Annotated in this window: 2 tRNA genes and 1 rRNA gene; all 3 read right to left on the bottom strand. The window is 55.6% G+C overall.

What is annotated here, in order from left to right:
• Window positions 1-369: 369 nt before the first annotated feature.
• Window positions 370-445: transfer RNA gene (locus tag CK498_RS25525), tRNA-Ala, on the bottom strand.
• A gap of 115 nt (window positions 446-560) precedes the next feature.
• Window positions 561-637 (bottom strand) — tRNA-Ile (locus CK498_RS25520).
• A gap of 128 nt (window positions 638-765) precedes the next feature.
• Window positions 766-2,305: ribosomal RNA gene (locus CK498_RS25515) — 16S ribosomal RNA — on the bottom strand.
• Window positions 2,306-2,543 lie beyond the last annotated feature (238 nt).

The following is a 2,543-nucleotide window of genomic DNA, read 5'->3' as shown; positions in this document are numbered from 1 at the left end:
CTCTGGCTGCCTAGGCATCCACCGTGTGCGCTTAATCGCTTGACCATATAACCCGAAAGGGTCTGGTCTGCGATTACGTACGACAATTGCCGGATACGCTTGAGACGTATCTTGCATTTCTCCTTGCGGAGAAATTTGTCAGCATGATTCACATTGTTAAAGAGCAGACTGTCAATCGACAGTCATAAACCGGTCATCGTCTTGGGCGATGGTGGCTTATGACTGCGGATCCGATCAGGTAAGACTGTGAGGTGGAGAGAAGTGGTGGAGCCAAGCGGGATCGAAGTCGTGCGCGACCCCGGGCTGACCACCTGTCGTGCAAGGCAGGCGCTCTCCCAACTGAGCTGCTTCAGACTTTCCGCGGGAAAGTGGTGGAGCCAAGCGGGATCGAACCGCTGACCTCCTGCGTGCAAGGCAGGCGCTCTCCCAGCTGAGCTATGGCCCCTTTCGACACTCACTCCGATAAAGGAGAAAATGCAATTTCGTCGGAGACAAGGCGCTTTTTACCGACGTGTAGCCTGCTACACGAGGTGAAAAGCAACGCCGTATCCGGCGAAATTTGGTGGGTCTGGGCAGATTTGAACTGCCGACCTCACCCTTATCAGGGGTGCGCTCTAACCAACTGAGCTACAGACCCGGGGGGTGCGCTCTAACCAACTGAGCTACAGACCCATTGGTCACGCTGGGCCTATACCCAAACAGTCTTTGCTCTGGCCGATCAGGTAATTCATTGTGAGCACTTGCCGACACGAGATGAGTCGTCGGTAAGGAGGTGATCCAGCCGCAGGTTCCCCTACGGCTACCTTGTTACGACTTCACCCCAGTCATGAACCACACCGTGGTGATCGCTCCCCCGAAGGTTAAGCTAACCACTTCTGGTGCAGTCCACTCCCATGGTGTGACGGGCGGTGTGTACAAGGCCCGGGAACGTATTCACCGTGACATTCTGATTCACGATTACTAGCGATTCCGACTTCACGGAGTCGAGTTGCAGACTCCGTTCCGGACTGAGGCAGGCTAAATGGGATTAGCTCCACGTCGCCGTCTTGCAACCCTTTGTACCTGCCATTGTAGCACGTGTGTAGCCCTACCCGTAAGGGCCATGATGACTTGACGTCGTCCCCACCTTCCTCCGGTTTGTCACCGGCAGTCTCCCTAGTGTTCCCGACCGAATCGCTGGCATATAGGGACAGGGGTTGCGCTCGTTACGGGACATAACCCTACAAATCACAACACGAGCTGACGACAGCCATGCAGCACCTGTCTGAGCGCTCCCGAAGGCACCAATCCATCTCTGGAAAGTTCGCACGATGTCAAGGGTAGGTAAGGTTCTTCGCGTTGCATCGAATTAAACCACATGCTCCACCGCTTGTGCGGGCCCCCGTCAATTCATTTGAGTTTTAACCTTGCGGCCGTACTCCCCAGGCGGTCGACTTATCGCGTTAACTGCGCCACTAAGAACTCGAGGCTCCCAACGGCTAGTCGACATCGTTTACGGCGTGGACTACCAGGGTATCTAATCCTGTATGCTACCCACGCTTTCGCACCTCTGTGTCAGTGTCAGTCCAGAAGGCCGCCTTCGCCACTGGTATTCCTCCCGATCTCTACGCATTTCACCGCTACACCGGGAATTCTACCTTCCTCTCCTGCACTCTAGCCTGACAGTTCCGGATGCCGTTCCCAGGTTGAGCCCGGGGCTTTCACAACCGGCTTATCAAGCCACCTACGCGCGCTTTACGCCCAGTAATTCCGATTAACGCTCGCACCCTCCGTATTACCGCGGCTGCTGGCACCCAGTTAGCCGGTGCTTCTTCTGTGAGTGATGTCCTCGGTCGGACGTATTAAGCCCAAGGCCTTCTTCCTCACTGAAAGTGCTTTACAACCCGAAGGCCTTCTTCACACACGCGGCATGGCTGGATCAGGCTTGCGCCCATTGTCCAATATTCCCCACTGCTGCCTCCCGTAGGAGTTCGGGCCGTGTCTCAGTCCCGATGTGGCTGATCATCCTCTCAGACCAGCTACGGATCGTCGCCTTGGTGAGCCATTACCTCACCAACTAGCTAATCCGACATAGGCTCATCCGATAGCGCAAGGCCCGAAGGTCCGCTGCTTTCTCCCGTAGGACGTATGCGGTATTACCCTGGGTTTCCCCAGGTTATCGCCCACTATCGGGGAGATTCCTATGCATTACTGACCCGTCCGCCGCTCGCCACCACCAAGCAAGCTTCCCGTGCTGCCGCTCGACTTGCATGTGTTACGCCTGCCGCCAGCGTTCAATCTGAGCCATGATCAAACTCTTCAGTTTCAATCAGTGCGGTTCTTACTCACCTGACATCCGAAGACGCCAGGCAAAAGCGAACCAATCTTGGCTCAAGGGTCAAACGTTTACTCAATTCCGATCCGAAGATCGGTGACGAGTCGCTTGCCTTGATGATGTGGTGACTGATCACCTCGTCATCGACAAGCGCCCACATGAATTACCTGATCGATTGTTAAAGAGCGTCTCGCTGTTGCCGTGGCTCGTGAAGAGCCGCCGGCGCCCG

It is taken from the genome of Halomonas salipaludis, assembly GCF_002286975.1.
GTDB lineage: Bacteria > Pseudomonadota > Gammaproteobacteria > Pseudomonadales > Halomonadaceae > Franzmannia > Franzmannia salipaludis.
The sequence above is the reverse complement of the archived record's forward strand: the minus strand, read 5'-3'. Positions and strand labels throughout refer to the sequence as shown.